Genomic DNA, 16,983 nt, shown 5'->3' on the forward strand with positions numbered 1-16,983 from the left:
CATGCAGGATGAGTTATACATGGCGCGAGCGCTGAAGCTGGCGCAGCGCGGGCGGTTTACCACCCATCCCAACCCTAACGTCGGCTGTGTGATCGTCAATCAAGGCGAAGTTGTCGGCGAAGGCTATCATCACCGTGCCGGTGAACCGCATGCGGAAGTACATGCCCTGCGTATGGCTGGCGAAAAGGCCAAAGGGGCCACCGCGTACGTCACGCTTGAACCGTGCAGCCATCATGGCCGCACGCCGCCGTGTTGCGACGCGCTGATCGCCGCTGGTGTCTCCCGTGTGGTTGCGGCGATGCAGGACCCCAATCCGCAAGTAGCGGGACGCGGGTTGTATCGCCTGCAACAGGCGGGGATCGAGGTCAGCCACGGGCTGATGATGAGCGAAGTCGAAGCGTTAAATAAAGGTTTTCTTAAACGGATGCGCACCGGGTTTCCGTATGTGCAACTGAAGCTCGGCGCTTCGCTGGACGGTCGCACGGCGATGGCCAGCGGCGAAAGCCAGTGGATAACGTCGCCGCAGGCGCGACGCGATGTTCAGCGTCTGCGTGCGCAAAGCCACGCTATTTTGACCAGCAGCGCGACGGTGCTGGCAGACGACCCGCAGCTCACCGTGCGCTGGTCGGAACTGGGCGAGGCGACGCAGGCGGTTTACCCACAGGATGCCCTGCGCCAGCCGGTGCGAATGGTTATCGACAGTCAGAACCGCGTGACGCCGGAACACCGTTTGGTTCAGCAGCCAGGAGAAACCTGGATTGCGCGCACGAAAGAAGACGGGCGCGCCTGGCCCGATTCGGTTCGCACGATTATGGTGCCGGAGCATAACGGTCATCTGGATCTGGTGGTGCTGATGATGCTGCTGGGCAAACAGCAGATTAACAGTCTGTGGGTGGAGGCCGGGCCTACGCTTGCCGGCGCGCTCTTGCAGGCCGGCGTGGTTGACGAGCTTATCGTTTATCTTGCGCCTACACTGTTAGGCAGTGATGCCAGGGGATTATGTGTGTTGCCAGGGCTTGAGAAACTGGCTGACGCCCCCCATTTCAAATTCAATGAGATACGCCAGGTGGGCCCGGACGTTTGCCTGCATTTAACCCCTGCGTGAGGCTTTCCTAATTAGAGGAAGCAGCGCACAGAATATTATGATAAAATCCGCCCCCCTTACGGGGCCATATCGAACCCGAAGGAAGAATATGAACATTATTGAAGCTAACGTTGCTACTCCGGACGCTCGCGTCGCCATCACCATTGCGCGTTTCAACAACTTTATCAATGACAGCCTGCTGGAAGGTGCGATTGACGCCCTGAAACGCATTGGTCAGGTCAAAGATGAAAACATTACCGTCGTTTGGGTCCCTGGTGCCTATGAACTGCCGCTGGCAGCGGGCGCATTGGCGAAAACCGGTAAATATGACGCGGTGATTGCGCTGGGCACGGTAATCCGTGGCGGCACAGCTCACTTCGAATATGTCGCTGGCGGTGCAAGCTATGGCCTGGCGCATGTCGCTCAGGACAGCGAAATTCCGGTCGCCTTTGGCGTCCTGACCACCGAAAGCATTGAACAAGCTATCGAACGTGCTGGTACCAAAGCTGGCAACAAAGGCGCGGAAGCTGCACTGACCGCACTTGAAATGATTAATGTATTGAAAGCCATTAAGGCCTGATTTTTGTAAGGGGAAATCCGTGAAACCTGCTGCTCGTCGCCGCGCCCGTGAGTGTGCCGTTCAGGCGCTCTACTCCTGGCAGTTGTCCCAGAACGACATCGCTGATGTTGAATACCAGTTCCTGGCAGAACAGGACGTGAAAGATGTTGACGTCATGTACTTCCGTGAACTGCTGTCCGGGGTGGCGACTAACAGCGCGTACCTGGATGGTTTAATGAAACCCTATCTGTCTCGTCTGCTGGAAGAGTTGGGTCAGGTGGAAAAAGCCGTACTGCGTATTGCGCTGTTCGAGCTGTCTAAACGTAGCGATGTGCCATACAAAGTGGCCATTAACGAAGCGATCGAACTGGCGAAAACGTTCGGCGCGGAAGACAGCCACAAGTTCGTCAATGGCGTTCTGGATAAAGCAGCGCCTGCGATTCGCCCCAACAAAAAGTAATCACCAGGCCGTCAGCGAAGTGGAAGCGATTCCTCTCCTCTGGCGGCTTTTTCATTTTTTCTGCTGAGGCATAACGTATGGCATGCGGCGAGTTTTCCCTGATTGCCCGTTATTTTGACCGTGTCAGAAGCTCTCGTCTTGACGTCGAAACCGGTATTGGCGACGACTGTGCACTTCTGAACATCCCCGATAAACAGACGCTGGCGATCAGCACCGATACGCTGGTGGCGGGTAACCATTTCCTGGCTGATATTGATCCTGCCGATCTGGCCTACAAAGCGCTGGCGGTGAACTTAAGCGATCTGGCCGCAATGGGTGCCGATCCGGCGTGGCTGACGCTGGCGATCACCTTGCCTGAGGTGGACGAACGCTGGCTGGAAACCTTCAGCGACAGTCTGTTTGATCTCCTGAATTACTACGGTATGCAACTGATTGGCGGCGACACCACGCGGGGTCCACTGTCGATGACGTTGGGTATCCACGGTTTTGTTCCTGCCGGGCGCGCCCTGAAACGCGCCGGGGCGAAGCCGGGCGACTGGATCTACGTGACCGGTACGCCGGGCGATAGCGCCGCGGGTCTGGCAATTTTGCTGAACCGCTTGCAGGTCGCCGATGCGGCCGACCGCGAATATCTGCTCAAACGCCATCTGCGTCCAACGCCGCGTATTTTACAGGGCCAGGCGCTGCGCGATCTGGCCAGTGCGGCGATCGATCTCTCTGACGGGCTGATTTCCGATCTTGGGCACATTGTTAACGCCAGCGCCTGCGGCGCGCGCGTCGATCTCGATGCGTTACCCAGGTCAGGCGCGATGACTCGTCACGTCGAATCCGAACAGGCGCTGCGCTGGGCACTGTCTGGCGGCGAAGACTACGAATTATGCTTCACGGTACCGGAACTGAATCGCGGCGCGCTGGAGGTGGCAATGGGCCAGCTTGGCGTCCCCTTTACCTGTATCGGGCAGATGAGCGCGGATGTTGAAGGGATTCATTTCATGCGCAACGGAAAGCCTGTCACTGTTGACTGGAAAGGATATGACCATTTTGCCACGCCATAAAGATGTCGCCAAAAGCCGTCTGAATTTGCTCAACCCGTGGCATTTACTGGCTACCGGATTTGGCAGCGGCCTCAGCCCGATTGTTCCCGGTACGATGGGATCGCTGGCGGCGATCCCCTTCTGGTATCTGATGACCTTTCTGCCATGGCAGCTCTATTCGCTGGTGGTGATGCTGGGGATCTGTATCGGCGTCTATCTTTGCCATCAAACGGCGAAAGACATGGGCGTGCACGATCACGGTAGCATCGTCTGGGATGAGTTCATCGGAATGTGGATCACGCTCATGGCGTTGCCGACCCACGACTGGCAGTGGGTCGCCGCCGGGTTTGTGATTTTCCGTATTCTCGATATGTGGAAGCCGTGGCCGATCCGCTGGTTCGATCGCAATGTGCATGGCGGGATGGGGATCATGGTGGACGATATTGTCGCCGGGGTGATTTCCGCCGGGATCCTCTATTTCATCGGACATCACTGGCCGATTGGGGTTATTTGATGACGATGCCGGATGGCGCTGCGCTTATCCGGCCTACCCGGTATGATGTCCGTATTTTGTAGGCCGGATAAGGCGGTTACGCCGTCATCCGGCACGTTTTCTTATTTATATCCGGCCACGGGATGCGGCTTATACAGCGTTTGCAGTGTTCGTAGGCCCGATAAGCGTAGCGCCATCGGGCTCATTTCCTTATTTATATCCGGCCACGGGGTGCGGCTTATACGGCGTTTCCAGTTCGGCGATGTGCTCGGGTTTCAGCGTGAGATCCACGGCATTCAGCAACTCATCCAACTGTTCTTCCCGCGATGAGCCGATAATCGGCGCGGCAATGCCCGGTTTGCTTAACAGCCACGCCAGCGCCACCTGAGCACGCGTCGCGCCAAGCTCTTCGCTCACGCCTGCCAGTCGTGCGGCAATCTGCGCATCGTTTTCGTCGCTTTCGCTGTACAGCTTTTTCCCCACTTCATCAGAGACCAGACGTGCCGTGGTTTCTCCCCACGGACGTGTCAGACGTCCTCTGGCCAATGGGCTCCACGGGATCACCGCCACGCCTTCCTGATAGCACAGCGGCAGCATTTCGCGCTCTTCCTCACGATAGATCAGGTTATAGTGGTCCTGCATGCTAATAAACTGCGCCCAGCCGTGCTGTTTTTGCAGTGCCAGCGCCTGGGCAAACTGCGACGCATGCATTGACGACGCGCCGATATAGCGCGCCTTACCGGCTTTGACCACATCGTTTAACGCTTCAAGTGTTTCTTCAATCGGCGTGTTGTAATCCCAGCGGTGAATTTGCAGGATATCGACGTAGTCCATCCCCAGTCGTCTCAGACTGTCATCAATAGAACGCAGAATTTGCGCGCGGGATAATCCTTCTGGCAGGTCATCCACCCGGTTAAACACTTTGGTGGCGACGACGACTTCATCACGGCGGGCGAAATCGCGCAGTGCGCGACCGACGATCTCTTCGCTGCTGCCGGCTGAGTAGTTGTTCGAGGTATCGAAAAAGTTAATGCCGCCTTCAAGGGCGCGTTGGATGATAGGGCGACTGCTCTCTTCGGGAAGCGTCCAGGCGTGGTTGCCGCGATTCGGTTCGCCGAACGTCATGCAGCCCAGACAAAGGCGGGAAACCCGAAGGTCCGTTTTTCCTAAGATGTTGTATTGCATTATTTCGCTCCTGTTATGCTCGTTATCGGTTAAGCATAGCAGGAGCGAAGAGGGGATTATGCCAACCAGGCCTTGATTTTGGCCTCAATGCCTGCGGCATCCAGACCCAATTCGGCGCGGGCTTCGTCCTGAGTTCCCTGCGGTATGAAGAAGTCCGGCAGGCCGATGTTAAGCACCGGAACCGGTTTGCGGTGCGCCATCAGTACTTCGTTCACGCCACTACCGGCACCGCCCATAATGGCGTTTTCTTCCAGCGTCACCAGCACCTCATGACGCGCCGCCATTTCAAGGATCTGCGCCTCATCCAGCGGTTTCACAAAGCGCATATCGACAAGCGTAGCGTTGAGGGATTCCGCGACTTTCGCCGCTTCCGGCATTAAGGTACCGAAGTTGAGGATCGCCACCTTTTCGCCGTGACGCTTCACTACGCCTTTCCCGATCGGCAGTTTTTCCAGCGGCGTCAGCTCAACGCCGACGGCATTTCCGCGCGGATAGCGCACCGCCGTTGGGCCATCGCTGTAGTGATAGCCGGTAAACAGCATCTGGCGGCATTCGTTTTCATCGCTCGGCGTCATGATGACCATCTCCGGAATGCAGCGCAGATAGGAGAGATCGAACGCCCCCTGGTGGGTTTGTCCGTCGGCTCCGACGATCCCCGCACGGTCGATAGCAAACATGACCGGCAGCTTTTGAATTGCGACGTCATGCAGCACCTGATCGTAGGCGCGTTGCAGGAAGGTGGAGTAGATAGCCACCACCGGTTTGTAACCGCCAATCGCCAGTCCGGCGGCAAAGGTCACCGCGTGCTGCTCGGCAATCGCCACGTCAAAGTAGCGGTCCGGGAATTTACGCGAGAACTCGACCATACCAGACCCTTCGCGCATGGCCGGGGTGATTGCCATCAGTTTGCTGTCTTTCGCCGCCGTTTCGCACAGCCAGTCGCCGAAGATTTTCGAATAGCTCGGCAGGCCGCCGCTGCTTTTCGGCAGACAACCGCTGGACGGATCGAATTTTGGCACCGCATGGAAGGTGATCGGATCTTTTTCCGCCGGCTCATAGCCCCGGCCTTTCTTGGTCATGATATGCAGGAACTGCGGGCCTTTCAGGTCGCGCATGTTCTTCAGCGTGGTGATAAGCCCCAGCACATCGTGACCGTCGACCGGGCCGATGTAGTTAAAGCCCAGCTCTTCAAACAGCGTGCCGGGCACCACCATGCCTTTGATATGTTCTTCGGTGCGCTTGAGCAGTTCTTTAATCGGCGGTACGCCAGAGAACACCTTCTTGCCGCCTTCGCGCAGGGAAGAGTAGAGCTTACCGGAGAGCAACTGCGCGAGGTGATTGTTCAGCGCGCCGACGTTTTCGGAAATCGACATTTCGTTGTCGTTGAGGATGACCAGCATGTCGGGTTTGATATCGCCCGCGTGGTTCATCGCTTCAAATGCCATCCCGGCGGTGATCGCCCCGTCGCCAATGACGCAGACGGTACGGCGATCTTTACCCTCTTTCTGGGCGGCAACCGCCACTCCGATTCCGGCGCTGATAGACGTTGAGGAGTGACCCACACTCAGGACATCGTATTCGCTTTCACCGCGCCACGGGAACGGGTGCAGGCCGCCTTTCTGGCGAATGGTGCCGATTTTATCGCGACGACCGGTCAAAATCTTGTGCGGATAAGCCTGATGACCCACGTCCCAGATCAGTTGGTCAAACGGGGTGTTATAGACATAGTGCAGCGCCACGGTCAGTTCGACCGTGCCCAGCCCGGAGGCGAAGTGTCCGCTGGAACGGCTGACGCTGTCGAGTAAATAGCGGCGCAGCTCGTCGCAGAGTTTCGGCAGACTCTCTTTTGGCAGCAGTCGTAACTCCAGGGTGGAGTCGACCAGTGCCAGGGTAGGGTATTTGGCTATATCAAAACTCATCAGAGACTCATCGTTTGTTTACCCAAATTACAGTGTATCCGCTGCAATTTATTGCTCAGGGTAGTCAATTATTTATTACGCTGGATTATGTAGTCCGCTAGCGCTTCCAGTGCCGAGGTATCGAGTGACTGTGCGGCCAGTTGGTTTAACGACTGGCGAGCCTCTGCGATTAAATCCCGGGCTTTATTTCGGGCTTGCTCAAGACCCAGAAGTGCAGGATAGGTACTTTTGCCAAGCTGCTGGTCGGCACCCTGACGTTTACCCAACGTTGCAGTATCGCCCACCACATCCAGAATGTCATCCTGAACCTGGAATGCCAGACCGATACTTTCTGCGTATCTGTCGAGTATCGGTAAGGCATTTCTGCCGTTTTCTCCGGCAGTTAACGCGCCCAGGCGAACCGCGGCGCGAATCAGTGCGCCGGTCTTATGACGATGGATTTTCTCCAGCGCCTCCAGCGGCACCTGTTTACCTTCGGCGGCGAGATCCAGCGCCTGACCGCCGCACATTCCGGCGATTCCGCTGGCGCTCGCCAGTTCGGAAATCATCGCGATCCGATCGCGGTCAGCGACTTCTGGCATCGGTGCGTCGCTGATAATCGAGAATGCCAGCGTTTGCAGAGCATCACCTGCCAGAATCGCATTGGCCTCACCAAACTTGATGTGGCAGGTCGGCAGGCCACGACGCAGATCGTCATCGTCCATCGCGGGCAGATCGTCATGGATCAGCGAGTACGCATGAATGCACTCAACGGCGGCTGCCGGGGCATCCAGCGTGTTCAGGCTGATACCAAACATCTGACCGGTTGCATACACCAGAAACGGGCGCAGACGTTTACCGCCTAATAATGCGCCATACTGCATGGTTTCGACCACGGGAGTGTTCTGAAAGGGCAGTGGGGCAATAAAACGGCTCAGCGCCTGGTTGGCCTGCTCAACACAGGCCTGAAGCTGCTGCGAAAAATCCATTTACTCGTTATCCGCTGTAAAAGGCGTAGGGGATGCGTCTTCATTGTCAGACAGCAGGATTTGCACACGCTGTTCAGCCTGTTGCAGTTTCACCTGACCCTGACGTGCCAGCTGCACGCCACGTTCGAATTCGTTCAGCGCCTCTTCCAGCGGCAGATCGCCACTTTCCAGACGCGTTACAATTTGCTCCAGCTCGTTCAGCGACGTTTCAAAGCTGACCGGCGCCTCATTTTTCTTCGCCATAATAAATGTCTGACTCTCAGTATTTTCAGCCCTGATATGGTAACGGACTCAGAGCAATTATCAAATTCGCCATCATACTTCAGGCGGCCTGTACGTTGGCTGCACGCGAATTATTAAGGGTATAACGCGCAATGTGCACAGGAATCGCCTGATAGTGGTATACTCCCGCGCCTGGATGCAACCGCTTAACGGGGTTGCTGTACTCTTTCTCCAATACAAGCCGTAACTGGCTTGCTAAAGAACCATTGCCGCCATGAAGTTTATCATTAAATTGTTCCCGGAAATCACCATCAAAAGCCAATCTGTGCGTTTGCGCTTTATAAAAATGCTGACCGGGAACATTCGTAACGTTTTAAAGCACTATGATGAGACTCTCGCCGTTGTCCGTCACTGGGACAACATCGAAGTTCGCGCGAAAGATGAAAACCAGCGTCTGGCGATCCGTGACGCGCTGACCCGTATTCCTGGGATTCACCACATTCTCGAAGTCGAAGACGTGCCGTTTACCGACATGCACGATATTTTCGAGAAGGCGTTGGTGCAATACCGCGATCGGCTGGAAGGTAAAACTTTCTGCGTGCGTGTTAAACGTCGTGGTAAACACGCGTTTAGCTCTATCGATGTAGAACGTTACGTAGGCGGCGGTTTAAACCAGCATATTGAATCGGCGCGCGTGAAGCTGACTAACCCGGATGTCACTGTCCATCTGGAAGTGGAAGATGACCGTCTGCTGCTGATTAAAGGGCGTTACGAAGGGATTGGCGGTTTCCCGATCGGTACTCAGGAAGACGTGCTATCGCTGATCTCCGGCGGCTTCGACTCCGGCGTTTCCAGCTACATGCTGATGCGTCGCGGCTGCCGCGTTCACTACTGCTTCTTTAACCTCGGCGGCGCGGCACATGAAATCGGCGTTCGTCAGGTAGCGCACTATCTGTGGAACCGCTTCGGCAGCTCGCATCGCGTGCGCTTTGTCGCCATCAACTTTGAGCCGGTGGTCGGTGAGATCCTCGAGAAAGTTGATGACGGCCAGATGGGGGTGGTGCTCAAACGTATGATGGTTCGCGCGGCGTCGAAAGTGGCGGAACGCTACGGCGTGCAGGCGCTGGTCACCGGCGAAGCGCTGGGTCAGGTCTCCAGCCAGACGCTGACCAACCTGCGTCTGATCGATAACGTCTCCGATACGCTGATTCTGCGTCCGCTGATTGCTTACGATAAAGAGCACATCATCAACCTGGCGCGCCAGATTGGGACGGAAGACTTTGCCCGCACCATGCCGGAATACTGCGGCGTGATTTCAAAAAGCCCGACGGTGAAAGCTATCAAGGCGAAGATTGAAGCGGAAGAAGAGAATTTTGACTTCAGCATCCTCGATAAGGTGGTTGAAGAAGCCAGCAACGTGGATATTCGCGAAATCGCACAGCAGACTCAGCAGGACGTGGTGGAAGTGGAAACCGTTAGCGGTTTTGGCCCGAACGACGTGATTCTGGATATCCGCGCTATCGACGAGCAGGATGACAAGCCGCTGAAGGTGGAAGGTGTGGATGTGGTTTCACTGCCGTTCTATAAGTTGAGCACGCAATTCGGCGATCTCGACCAGAATAAAACCTGGCTGTTGTGGTGCGAGCGCGGCGTGATGAGCCGACTTCAGGCGCTGTATCTGCGCGAGCAGGGCTTTGAGAATGTGAAGGTGTATCGCCCGTAACCGCGATTTCCCCCGGCCATCCGCGCCGGGGGAAACTTACTCCTGTGGATGAAGCGCCGCGACGCTTCTCACTAACTGCCCGGCAATCTGCGGGATGACGTCTGTACTGAAGAACCCCATCGTCACGGCAATCGCCACCAGATCTCCTTTTTCATTGCGTAGCGGACAGGCAATCGACTGTGCGCCTGGGATCCCCTGCGTTGGATTGTGGCGCACCGCATAGCCCTGAGACTGTATCTGTGCAATCAGTTGTTCCTGCGCCTGATTCTGCGGCTGGTAGCCGGAAAAACTCATGAACACCTGGCCTGCCGAACTGGCGTGAAGCGGAACGGGGGTATTGGGCAGAAAATCGATATCCACATTACGGAAGCTGCGGTTGTAGTGCTTCAGTACTAATCCGCCGTCCGTCGCAACCACGACGCCGGTGGAATGGTTAAAGGTATCGCGAAAGGCGATCAGCACCGCATTGAGCTCACTGACCGGATCGCGCGCTGTCGTTGGATTGCCCGCTATCTGCAAAAGGGTCGATCCAAGACAGTAGAGTCCTTTTTCGTTTTGCCCCAGCATGCCGGTTCGACACAGTGAGACCAGATACTTGTGTAAACGACTCTTGGACAGGTTGCATCCCGCGGCGATATCGATGGCCCGCGCCTGACCGTTTTGACTGGCAACAAACGTCAGAATGTTGACGGCGATATCAACCGAATTGACCCCTTGTGATGTTTCAGCCATATGCGTTCTCTTGAATAATTCTCCACGATTATACCATTGCGGCAGAAATCCTGACTGTCTTCGCAATTTAAAAAGACCGTTACGCCTAAATGGGGCGATCTTGACCTCTCTCAAGTTAATTATTGGTGAACCCGGGTTAACTAATAATGAACTTTTTTAGAGGCAAGAACATGGACGCATTGAGCAATATTCATTTAAAAAGAAGAACCCTGCTAAAAGGGCTCGGCGTAGTAGGGCTGTCGTCACTGCTGCCAACGTTTCTGACGCTCCGCCAGGCCAACGGTTCACCGTTGCCCCGGGTTCGTCTTAAGCAAACGGATTACCAGACGTTTCGCTCGACCTGCGCAATGGAGTGTCTGCACTGCAACCTGACGGCGTACGTCTGGAAAGACCGCTTAATGAAAATTGAAGCGACGAAGGGCTTCAATGTGAAGTGCTGTTTGCGGGGAATTAGCCGCACCAAATGGGTCTATCACCCGTTACGCCTGACGCAACCGCTGCTGCGCATAGGGGAAAAAGGCGAGGGGAAATTTCAGCCGATTAGTTGGGACGCAGCACTCGATCTCATTGAAAAGAACATCCGGGAAACCATTGCCACTGAGGGGAATAAAGGCTTACTGCTCACCGCTGCGTCGGGGAACATGGACTCCATCAAGAATGATATGGGCAAAGCCTTCTTCGATTATCTCGGCGGCAGTACCAAAACCGCAGGTTCGCTATGCTGCGCGGCGGTGACCGCTGCCATGATGCCGATGGTTGGTCTGCGCTATGCCGATACCCGCGACACCATTGCGGACAGTCGCTACATCCTCTGCTGGGGGAATAATCCGGCAGTCACTATGCATGCCTATTTTAAAAACTATTCGCAGGCGCAGAGAAACGGCGCACGACTGGTGGTGATCGACCCGCGGTTTAACGAAACGGCGGCCAAAGCCGACGAGTGGGTGCCGATCGTACCCGGCACCGACATTGCTCTGGCGCTAGGGATGATCAACATTATCATGCAGGAAAAACGCTATGACGCCGATTTCCTGCGGGCGCATACCGGGGCGGTCTACCTGGTGGATTCACAGCAGCAACTGATGCGGGCCGATCCTAAGGACGCGGACAGTTACCTGGTGTTTGATACCCAAAGCCAGACCCTGAAACGGCATGATGCCCCCGGCGTGATACCGGCACTGCTCGGTGATGAGTTGCCCGCCAACAGCGAGTTCACTACCGTGCTGGATAACGTCTGGGTGCAGGCAAAACCCTGGACGGCGCAGAAGGTGGAGGAAGAGACCGACGTGCCCGCGCAGACGGTGCTGCGTCTGGCGCGAGATTACGCCTCAACACAACCGGCGATGATTGTGCAGAACATGTCCGGGGCACAGAGAACCGAATTTGGTACTTACGTTGCCGCGAGCCAGTTCTATCTGGCGCTGATCACCGGCAATATTGGCAAAGCCGGGGCTGGCGTTTGCGATGCTGGCGGCGTCAGACAGATGGCAAAATTCTCGCCCATTGTTCCTCCCGCGCCGAATGTTGCCAAAATCCCACCCATTCCGATTGCCAAAATCGGCGACTGGGTCGCTCACGAAAAACCGCATTCCATTAAGTTCTGGTGGAACATGACGCTGGGCGCGATGACCCAGTTGCCCAATACCAACCAGGTCAGAGAGGCTTTTAAAAAAGTGCCCTTTGTGGTGGTTGCTGACAACCTGATGAGCTCGTCCGTGCTGTATGCCGATCTGGTGCTTCCCGTCACGACCATTTTTGAGGATGTCAGCCTTATGGCGGGCGTGCGCAGCCACTATGTGCAACTGATGGAAAAAGCGGTGGAACCGCCGGGAGAAGCCAAACCCGATTACTGGATTTTTGCCCGTCTGGCCGAGCGCTTTGGTTTTGGCGAGGTCTTTAATCAGCCGATTGAGCACTATATCGACACCTGTCTGAAAGGTTCAGGCATCACCCGCGACATGCTGAAAAAGGGGCCGGTATGTCCTGTCGAGGATGACTGGATCCCGTTTAAAGACGGTAAGTTCCTCACGTCGACCGGCAAAGCGCACCTGTACATCGAGGAGTGGAGCAAAAAAGCGTTCCCGCCGGTGGTGACCTGGAAGCAGGTGAAAGAGTCGGTCAAAGGCTCGCCTGAACTGGCGCAGACCTATCCGTTAATGGCGGTGCAGCGCAAACTGGCGCGCAGCGTGCACTCCAGCCATGGCATGAACGAATGGATCCTTGAGGTTCAGCGTAACCGTCCGAACGTGATGATCCACCCGGAAGATGCCCGCCAGCGACAGATTCAGCCAGGAGAATGGGTCGTGGTGTTCAATCATCGCGGCCAGCATCGGGCGATTGCCGACGTGACTACCCATATTAAACGCGGGGTGGTGAGTCTGGATAACGGCTGGTGGGAACAGCAGGGAGGAAGCAGTAGCCATGTCACTAACGATCAGGTGGAGGTGCTGGGGAATGGACACTGCTGTAACAGTACGCTGGTGGATGTGAGAAGGGAGGCTTAATTACGATGAAACAGTATGGATTTCTTATTGATATGCAAAATTGCTATGGCTGCAAAACCTGTAGCATGGCCTGCAAATCAGAAAACATGACGCCGACGGGCGTGCTCTGGCGTCGGGTACGCGAACGTCATACGGATGAGCCCAACACGCAGGCCTTCATCAGCATGTCGTGCAACCACTGTGATGACCCACAGTGCATGAAAGTCTGCCCGGCGGGAACGTATAGCAAACGCGCGGACGGCATCGTCGTTCAGGATCACGATCGCTGCATTGGCTGTCGGATGTGCATTATGGCCTGTCCGTGGAGCGCCCCGGTGTACGATCCCGCCGAGGGGAAAACCAGTAAGTGCAATCTGTGCGCTGAACGTCTTGATGAAGGATTGCAGCCGCGCTGCGTGGAGTCCTGTCCGGCAGGCGTATTACGTTTTGGCGAGATAGCTGAGCTGCGTCAGGAACATACGACGCAGTGGGCGGTGCTGGAAAAACGCTACAACCTGCCCGATCACACGATCAGCCAGCCTAATATTGTCATTATTCCGCCGCGGGATTGAGGGGAACGAAATGGAACACTATGAATTGCCATTGGTCTTCTTTACCGTCTTCGCCCAGTGGGGTATTGGCGGCGTGCTGGCGCTTACCGTGTGTCAGTCTGGTCGTAAGCGGAAGTTCAGTGCCGTGCAGTACCGTATGCTGGCGCTGCGGTTCTGGGTCATCACCGTGCTGGGCTCTTGTGCGTCGCTGGCGCATCTGGGATCGCCTGAAGGCGCTTACCGCTCCCTTGCCGGGCTGGGGAACTCCTGGCTCAGCCGGGAAGTGGTCGCGTTTATCGTGCTTAATGGCGTGATGTTTTGTTGGCTATTGTTGTGTCGGTTCAAACCCGTACAGCGCGGGGTGATACTGCTGGGTGGGGTAACGGCGCTGGTGGGGCTGGGCACCATTCTGGTGACATCTCAGGTGTATTACCAGATGCCGCTACACCCGCTCTGGCACAACGTCGCGACGCCTGTCGCTTTTCTGGGTACGGCGTTTCTGACGGGATTTATGAGCGTCGCCGTCGCCAGAGCTTGCTGGCATCTGCCATCCTCAACGATCTGTAACGCGGGCATTGTGGTGGGTATTGCGTTGAGCGCCGGTGCGCTGGTTCTCCGCTATCAGGTCTCGGGTGCCGATGCTTCCAGTCCTCTGCTCTGGTGGCAACTGTTCGCCAGCGTGTGCGTCGCGGTGTGGGGGATATCGCATCTGAACCGCGGGATGCGCAGTTGGGTATGGGTGATATTAATCATCACGGGAGAACTGGCGGGCAGAATGCTGTTTTACAGTAATGTCATGAGCGGAGCGCCATGGTTCTAAGCGGGTATGTTTTTCCCTCTTCAAACCCCGTGTTTTGCAGGCCGGATGACGAAGTACTACGCCGCCATCCGGCAATCTGACACTGTTATTCAAAGCGAATGGGGAGCGTTTTCCCGTTCGATTCCCAGACACCCTGATAGACGCCATCGTTTAAATCCAGCGTGATCTTCTCTTCGGTTTCAGCAGAAACGCTCGTTCTCAACTCATAGTGCGGGTGATTCTCCGTGCCGCATTTACCGGTAAGTTCGATAGGTGAGCCGTATTTTTCATAAAAGTAGGCTCCGCTGGCCGATGCTTCATTACAGGTGATATTCATCACGATGCGCATACTTTTCCCCAACGTGCCGTAGACTAACTTGCCGTTAAGCGAGGGGGCAGGGGAGAGGGGCTTTTCGCTGTTAGGGGAAATCAGTGACTTCCCGTAGGGAGTGAGTTGGTCGTGTAACGTTGCGGCGGTGATTTTCGTCGTGAAATCACCGAGCTCATCCAGTGCGCGGCTTGCATGGTTGCTGCAACGTCCATTAATGAAGACGAGATCGCCTTTCTGAAGCGAGAAATTATCAACATAGTACAGCCCGCCCTCATACGTCGCGCATGAGGCATAGAACTCTTCGTAATTAAAATCTTCACCTTTTTCCGCTTTGATTTGCTCTGCCGACTCGGACTTATGCTTATCAACAAAGGTGGTTATCTGGGAGCGAATATCTTTTCTGACGCGGGTGTTTAACTGGGCAATGGTGGCCGGGGAAAACAGATCGTCGAGGGTGATATTCGCGCCGCTCGCTAAATCGAAGCTCAGTGGAACATTGTAAGACTCGCAATAGGCGCCGCAGCCTTCTACAAAAAGGTTTAATGTCAGTATTTTGCTGTCACGGTATTCGACGGAGTAGTCCAGATTGGCGGTGGCATCAATGCCGCTTTTTGCCAGTTTATTCAACGTGGCCTGCGGATCGTTACCCGGCAACTGGTTCAGAAAACGGGAGAAGATAAAATCGTTGATGCGTTTTGCGGCTTGTGGGTTATCCGCTGAGGTAAACCAGGGGAGACGATACTGAATTTCCGTGCTCTCAGGATAGTTGAAGCTAAGGTTCTTAATGTCTAACTGCGTCCCCATCACACAGCCAGAAAATAACCATAACGCCACTCCGGTCAGACATCCCTTCATCTGTTATTCCTTTATTAAGATTAAGTCGGCCGCTGGAGTGGCCTTGAAATTACTCGTAGTAATTATAAATGCCTGCCGCCATCACCAGTTGTGACGCAACTTCATGGGCTTTCTCGCGCCCAACCAACAGGTCGATAATCTTTAAACCAAAATCGATTGAGGTGCCCGGGGCCTGACTGGTGAGCAACTTCACCCGCGGGTCCCACACCACGCGTTTATCCTGCCACTGTTCAGCGGGAATTTTGTCTTTTAGCGCCGGAAAGCCCGTCATGTTGCCGATCGGGAAAATGTTGTGCGGAATGAGTACGGTGGCGGCAGCCGCGCAAATGGCAGCGACAATCCGTCCGGAACGGTGAAACTGCTTAACGGTTTCGACCAGCAGCGTGCTGTCGCGAAAACACTCGGCGCCTTTAATACCGCCCGGCAAGATGATGATGTCGTAGTCACCATCGGCCACGGCAACCAGCGGCGCATCCGCCAACAGTTTTACACCGCGCGAGCAGACGATAGTCAGACTGCCGTCGCTGGCAACGCTCGCGGTGGTTACGTTAATTCCGCCACGAACCAGCAGATCGATAGTGGTGACCGCTTCGGTCTCTTCACTACCAGGGGCGAGGCATACCAGTGCCTGAGCGCTCATACTCACTCTCCTTTCGCTTTACTAACTCAAACAGACGGCTGTTTTCCGGCACCGCAATCCCGTGGGCACGGGCGCGTTTCAGCAGGTATCCGGTAATGTAGTCTATCTCGGTATGACGCAGAGCCTGAATGTCCTGCAACATGGATGAGATATTTTCCGCCGTACTGTCAATGACTTGCTCAACATAATAACGTAAATCGTCGACCGATGTATGGTGACCTTCGCGCTCAATGACCGCCGCAACCTCCTGGCAAATCAGATTCACCTCGTCAGGATGGTTACGCAATTCGCCATTCGGGCAGTTCCACAGCGCGGTCAGGGGATTGATCACGCAGTTCACCGCCAGCTTGCGCCACATTTCGGCGCGAATGTTGTTATGCCAGGCGACGTCGGGCAGTACGCATTGCAAGAGATCGGCAAGGTAGCTGAAATCGCCATCCTGCTCGCGCGCCGGGCCAATACGCGTGGTGCCGTTCGCAACATGGATAATGACGTTGCCATCACGACGTGCGGCGTGGGTGGTTGTCCCCATCAGCAGCGGTTGGTGGATATTTCGCAGTTCTTCAATCGTTCCCATACCGTTATGAATCAACAGGATCGGGGTTGTTTCCGGCAGCGTCGACGCCAGCGCTTTGACCGCGTCGGAAACCTGCCACGCTTTCAGCGTTACCAGCAGCAGATCGCTGGTGGCTAAAAACTCCGGATCGTTTGCCGTCAGGGATTCGTTAAATATCGATCCATCCGTCTCAATCACATTCACACTGCAATAGGGTTGCGGCACGCGTAGCCAACCCTGTACATCATGTCCCTGTTTGCACAGTGCTGAAAGCCATAATTGCCCTAAGGCTCCGCATCCCAGTACGGTAATTTTCATTCTTCCTCCTCACCCGCAACAGCACCAGGTGTTTGCTAACATAGTATAGCGCTGTCTGTTGAGAGACTTTG

Annotated in this window: 17 protein-coding genes; 9 read left to right on the plus strand and 8 right to left on the minus strand. The window is 55.5% G+C overall.

Annotated elements, in window-relative coordinates; all coding sequences use genetic code 11:
- The first annotated feature begins 1 nt into the window (after nt 1).
- The 5 genes from ribD (at nt 2) to pgpA (ending at nt 3,651) form a co-directional block, all read left to right on the plus strand.
- Nucleotides 2-1,105: a bifunctional diaminohydroxyphosphoribosylaminopyrimidine deaminase/5-amino-6-(5-phosphoribosylamino)uracil reductase RibD gene (gene ribD, locus OGY35_RS13790; protein WP_286632563.1), complete on the plus strand. Its 1,104-nt coding sequence runs from the start codon at nt 2-4 to the stop codon at nt 1,103-1,105.
- 88 nt (nt 1,106-1,193) lie between these two features.
- On the plus strand, nt 1,194-1,664 hold the full coding sequence (gene ribH, locus OGY35_RS13795; RefSeq protein WP_112024547.1) for a 6,7-dimethyl-8-ribityllumazine synthase: 471 nt from the start codon (nt 1,194-1,196) through the stop codon (nt 1,662-1,664).
- A 19-nt stretch (nt 1,665-1,683) separates the two neighbouring features.
- Entirely contained in the window at nt 1,684-2,103 is a 420-nt protein-coding gene (gene nusB / locus OGY35_RS13800; protein WP_042285962.1) for a transcription antitermination factor NusB, read from the plus strand.
- A 77-nt stretch (nt 2,104-2,180) separates the two neighbouring features.
- The gene (gene thiL, locus OGY35_RS13805; protein WP_286632564.1) at nt 2,181-3,158 is read left to right on the plus strand and encodes a thiamine-phosphate kinase; all 978 of its coding nucleotides are present in this window, start codon (nt 2,181-2,183) and stop codon (nt 3,156-3,158) included.
- Nucleotides 3,136-3,651: a phosphatidylglycerophosphatase A gene (gene pgpA, locus OGY35_RS13810; protein ID WP_285922217.1), complete on the plus strand. Its 516-nt coding sequence runs from the start codon at nt 3,136-3,138 to the stop codon at nt 3,649-3,651. The genes thiL and pgpA overlap by 23 nt, the downstream gene beginning before the upstream one ends.
- A gap of 189 nt (nt 3,652-3,840) precedes the next feature.
- Here the strand turns inward: pgpA and OGY35_RS13815 are convergent, their stop codons facing one another.
- From OGY35_RS13815 to xseB, 4 genes are all read right to left on the minus strand, one after another.
- The gene (locus OGY35_RS13815) at nt 3,841-4,815 is read right to left on the minus strand and encodes an aldo/keto reductase (protein ID WP_042324551.1); all 975 of its coding nucleotides are present in this window, start codon (nt 4,813-4,815) and stop codon (nt 3,841-3,843) included.
- 56 nt (nt 4,816-4,871) lie between these two features.
- Entirely contained in the window at nt 4,872-6,734 is a 1,863-nt protein-coding gene (dxs, locus tag OGY35_RS13820) for a 1-deoxy-D-xylulose-5-phosphate synthase (RefSeq protein ID WP_286632566.1), read from the minus strand.
- Nucleotides 6,735-6,802: 68 nt separating this feature from the next.
- Nucleotides 6,803-7,702, minus strand: a complete 900-nt coding sequence (ispA, locus tag OGY35_RS13825) for a (2E,6E)-farnesyl diphosphate synthase (RefSeq protein WP_286632567.1) — start codon at nt 7,700-7,702, stop codon at nt 6,803-6,805.
- Nucleotides 7,703-7,945, minus strand: a complete 243-nt coding sequence (gene xseB, locus OGY35_RS13830) for an exodeoxyribonuclease VII small subunit (protein WP_042324547.1) — start codon at nt 7,943-7,945, stop codon at nt 7,703-7,705.
- Between the two features lie 253 nt (nt 7,946-8,198).
- On the opposite strand from xseB, the gene thiI reads away from it, so the two are divergent.
- Nucleotides 8,199-9,647 carry a tRNA uracil 4-sulfurtransferase ThiI gene (gene thiI, locus OGY35_RS13835; protein WP_286632568.1) on the plus strand — a complete coding sequence of 483 codons (1,449 nt, stop codon included), beginning with the start codon at nt 8,199-8,201 and terminating at the stop codon, nt 9,645-9,647.
- A 36-nt stretch (nt 9,648-9,683) separates the two neighbouring features.
- On the opposite strand, the gene OGY35_RS13840 is transcribed toward thiI, so the two are convergent.
- Nucleotides 9,684-10,379 carry an IclR family transcriptional regulator gene (locus tag OGY35_RS13840; RefSeq protein ID WP_286632569.1) on the minus strand — a complete coding sequence of 232 codons (696 nt, stop codon included), beginning with the start codon at nt 10,377-10,379 and terminating at the stop codon, nt 9,684-9,686.
- Between the two features lie 170 nt (nt 10,380-10,549).
- On the opposite strand from OGY35_RS13840, the gene OGY35_RS13845 reads away from it, so the two are divergent.
- From OGY35_RS13845 to OGY35_RS13855, 3 genes are read left to right on the plus strand one after another with little or no spacing between them, the layout of a single operon-like run.
- Nucleotides 10,550-12,883, plus strand: a complete 2,334-nt coding sequence (locus OGY35_RS13845) for a molybdopterin-containing oxidoreductase family protein (RefSeq protein WP_286632570.1) — start codon at nt 10,550-10,552, stop codon at nt 12,881-12,883.
- Between the two features lie 5 nt (nt 12,884-12,888).
- On the plus strand, nt 12,889-13,434 hold the full coding sequence (locus OGY35_RS13850; RefSeq protein ID WP_178825840.1) for a 4Fe-4S dicluster domain-containing protein: 546 nt from the start codon (nt 12,889-12,891) through the stop codon (nt 13,432-13,434).
- A 10-nt stretch (nt 13,435-13,444) separates the two neighbouring features.
- Complete coding sequence (locus OGY35_RS13855) at nt 13,445-14,233, plus strand: dimethyl sulfoxide reductase anchor subunit family protein (RefSeq protein WP_286632571.1); 789 nt, start codon at nt 13,445-13,447, stop codon at nt 14,231-14,233.
- A gap of 85 nt (nt 14,234-14,318) precedes the next feature.
- Here the strand turns inward: OGY35_RS13855 and OGY35_RS13860 are convergent, their stop codons facing one another.
- The 3 genes from OGY35_RS13860 to panE are packed head-to-tail and all read right to left on the minus strand — an operon-like array spanning nt 14,319 to nt 16,912.
- On the minus strand, nt 14,319-15,398 hold the full coding sequence (locus tag OGY35_RS13860) for a hypothetical protein (RefSeq protein WP_286632572.1): 1,080 nt from the start codon (nt 15,396-15,398) through the stop codon (nt 14,319-14,321).
- Nucleotides 15,399-15,447: 49 nt separating this feature from the next.
- Nucleotides 15,448-16,038, minus strand: a complete 591-nt coding sequence (yajL, locus tag OGY35_RS13865) for a protein deglycase YajL (protein ID WP_286632573.1) — start codon at nt 16,036-16,038, stop codon at nt 15,448-15,450.
- Entirely contained in the window at nt 16,001-16,912 is a 912-nt protein-coding gene (panE, locus tag OGY35_RS13870) for a 2-dehydropantoate 2-reductase (RefSeq protein WP_152405651.1), read from the minus strand. Before panE ends, yajL begins: the two co-directional genes overlap by 38 nt.
- Nucleotides 16,913-16,983: the final 71 nt, after the last annotated feature.

Source organism: Citrobacter sp. Ct235, from assembly GCF_030332305.1.
Taxonomy (GTDB): domain Bacteria; phylum Pseudomonadota; class Gammaproteobacteria; order Enterobacterales; family Enterobacteriaceae; genus Citrobacter_A; species Citrobacter_A telavivensis.

Coding starts and splice junctions, on each gene's coding strand:
- ribH (WP_112024547.1), top strand. CDS start 1,194: ATGAACATTATTGAAGCTAACGTTGCTACTCCGGACGCTCGCGTCGCC.
- xseB (WP_042324547.1), bottom strand. CDS start 7,945: ATGGCGAAGAAAAATGAGGCGCCGGTCAGCTTTGAAACGTCGCTGAAC.
- dxs (WP_286632566.1), bottom strand. CDS start 6,734: ATGAGTTTTGATATAGCCAAATACCCTACCCTGGCACTGGTCGACTCC.
- thiL (WP_286632564.1), top strand. CDS start 2,181: ATGGCATGCGGCGAGTTTTCCCTGATTGCCCGTTATTTTGACCGTGTC.
- OGY35_RS13860 (WP_286632572.1), bottom strand. CDS start 15,398: ATGAAGGGATGTCTGACCGGAGTGGCGTTATGGTTATTTTCTGGCTGT.
- OGY35_RS13850 (WP_178825840.1), top strand. CDS start 12,889: ATGAAACAGTATGGATTTCTTATTGATATGCAAAATTGCTATGGCTGC.
- thiI (WP_286632568.1), top strand. CDS start 8,199: ATGAAGTTTATCATTAAATTGTTCCCGGAAATCACCATCAAAAGCCAA.
- ribD (WP_286632563.1), top strand. CDS start 2: ATGCAGGATGAGTTATACATGGCGCGAGCGCTGAAGCTGGCGCAGCGC.
- panE (WP_152405651.1), bottom strand. CDS start 16,912: ATGAAAATTACCGTACTGGGATGCGGAGCCTTAGGGCAATTATGGCTT.
- OGY35_RS13840 (WP_286632569.1), bottom strand. CDS start 10,379: ATGGCTGAAACATCACAAGGGGTCAATTCGGTTGATATCGCCGTCAAC.
- OGY35_RS13845 (WP_286632570.1), top strand. CDS start 10,550: ATGGACGCATTGAGCAATATTCATTTAAAAAGAAGAACCCTGCTAAAA.
- pgpA (WP_285922217.1), top strand. CDS start 3,136: ATGACCATTTTGCCACGCCATAAAGATGTCGCCAAAAGCCGTCTGAAT.
- yajL (WP_286632573.1), bottom strand. CDS start 16,038: ATGAGCGCTCAGGCACTGGTATGCCTCGCCCCTGGTAGTGAAGAGACC.
- OGY35_RS13855 (WP_286632571.1), top strand. CDS start 13,445: ATGGAACACTATGAATTGCCATTGGTCTTCTTTACCGTCTTCGCCCAG.
- OGY35_RS13815 (WP_042324551.1), bottom strand. CDS start 4,815: ATGCAATACAACATCTTAGGAAAAACGGACCTTCGGGTTTCCCGCCTT.
- ispA (WP_286632567.1), bottom strand. CDS start 7,702: ATGGATTTTTCGCAGCAGCTTCAGGCCTGTGTTGAGCAGGCCAACCAG.